At 39.0% G+C, this 1707-nt stretch carries 1 protein-coding gene, 1 tRNA gene and 1 pseudogene; 1 reads left to right on the forward strand and 2 read right to left on the reverse strand.

Translation table 11 applies throughout. The features are described from left to right. A pseudogene (locus BMW38_RS19240) lies at window positions 1-864 on the forward strand (hypothetical protein); the annotation flags it as partial. A 64-nt stretch (window positions 865-928) separates the two neighbouring features. Here BMW38_RS19240 and BMW38_RS19245 read toward each other — a convergent pair. Both BMW38_RS19245 and BMW38_RS19250 read right to left on the reverse strand, forming a co-directional pair. Continuing rightward, complete coding sequence (locus BMW38_RS19245) at window positions 929-1522, reverse strand: HAD family hydrolase (RefSeq protein ID WP_092711094.1); 594 nt, start codon at window positions 1520-1522, stop codon at window positions 929-931. A 108-nt stretch (window positions 1523-1630) separates the two neighbouring features. Next, window positions 1631-1707, reverse strand: a tRNA-Arg gene (locus tag BMW38_RS19250).

A 1707-nucleotide genomic window follows, 5' to 3' on the forward strand; every position in this document is an offset into this window, starting at 1 on the left:
CCTCTTGAAGTCGTGACTGACATTATCGGTGGCGTAACTGGCGGCGTTGGTGGCAATCCTCTTGAAGTTGTTACTGACATTATCGGCGGTGTAACGGGCGGTATTGGTGGCGGAACGTCTCCAATCTCTCCAGTGATTGACGTAGTTCAAGGCGGTATTGATATTCTTCAAGGTGTCGAAAGCTTAAAAACTGAAATCATCAACACTGGTATTGACACAGTTGCTGACACAATTATCGGTATTCTTCCACAAGTAGAGCATCCTGTTTCTGAAATTGCAGACCTTGGTACATTAACTTTCGAAACTTCTCGTGACACGGTAAATGGTGCACTTGAAGTTGTATCTGATTTAGTCGGTGGTGATATTCAAGGTGCAACTGAATCAGCGACTGGCATTCTGGGTACACTTATTACTAATGGCTCTACTGCAACGGGCTTATTAACAGAAATCCTTGGCGGAGTGACAGGAACTATTGGTGGCGCAACTGGTAGCGTTGGTGATGATAGCCCTCTTGGCGTAGTAACTGATCTTCTCGGTGGTTTAACTGGAGGAGTTACTGGCGGCGACAGTCCTCTTGGTGTAGTAACTGACCTTGTAGGTGGCTTAACTGGTGGGATTACCGGCGGTGTGGGTGGCGACAATCCAATTGGTATCGTAACTGATATCGTGGGTAGCTTAACTGGCGGTGTTACGGGTGGAAGTGGTTTAGATGTTATTTCTAATTTACTTGGTGGATTAACGAGTGGCGGATTACTCGGTGGAGTAACTTCTACAGTATCTAGCGTAACAAATACAACGCATACTATCGTACCTCAGTCATTACTTACTGATAACTTCCTAGAAAACTCTTTCAATACTGTTTAATATAATTAAACAAAAGAAAGCCACTTATAGTAAGTGGCTTTCTTTATTAATATATTTTTAAATATTAATTTATTTCTTGCCATCTATAATATTTCTTATGCGCCAACTCTAACATTGCATAATCATTAGGCGTATCACCATAGGCATAAATTGTAGAATATTGGCTTAAATCATATTTATTTTTTATTCTATTTACTTTTTCTAAATAACCACAATCACCATCAATAAAATGACCTGTTAAAATACCATTATGTATTTCAAGTTGATTGCATATAACATCTAAACCTAAAGAATGGCACCAACTTTCTAAATAAACGCCTAATGATGCAGAGACAACAACAATCTGATCACCTTGCTGTTTATGCCAGAGAATACGCTCCAAAGCATTTTCACGAACACATTTAGGAAGTACTTTTTTTGCAAACTCTTGGCCCATATATTTTAAGGAATTCGCATCATAGCCTACATACCCTACCTGACAGAGCTTAGTCCGAATAGTTTTATCCGTTACCCAACCAAGTTTATAACCTGCTATATACGGTGCAAGTCGGATACCACCGACGATTTGAGTTTTTCTATTCAACGAAAACTTAAGAAATAAGCTAAATGTGTCGTTGTGAGTGATCGTGCCATCAAAATCAAATAAAGCTAGATTCATTTATGATTATCTCTAATATAATTAAAAAGTTATAAATTTAGATTTTTTTTAAAATTACTAAAAAACAAGCACAAAAAAACCGCTATAAAAGCGGTTAATTCTTCAAGTTGGTGCGCTCAGAGAGATTCGAACTCCCGACCCCTTAGTTCGTAGCCAAGTGCTCTATCCAGCTGAGCTATGAGCGC

The organism is Acinetobacter sp. yr461 (assembly GCF_900110445.1).
Lineage (GTDB): Bacteria > Pseudomonadota > Gammaproteobacteria > Pseudomonadales > Moraxellaceae > Acinetobacter > Acinetobacter calcoaceticus.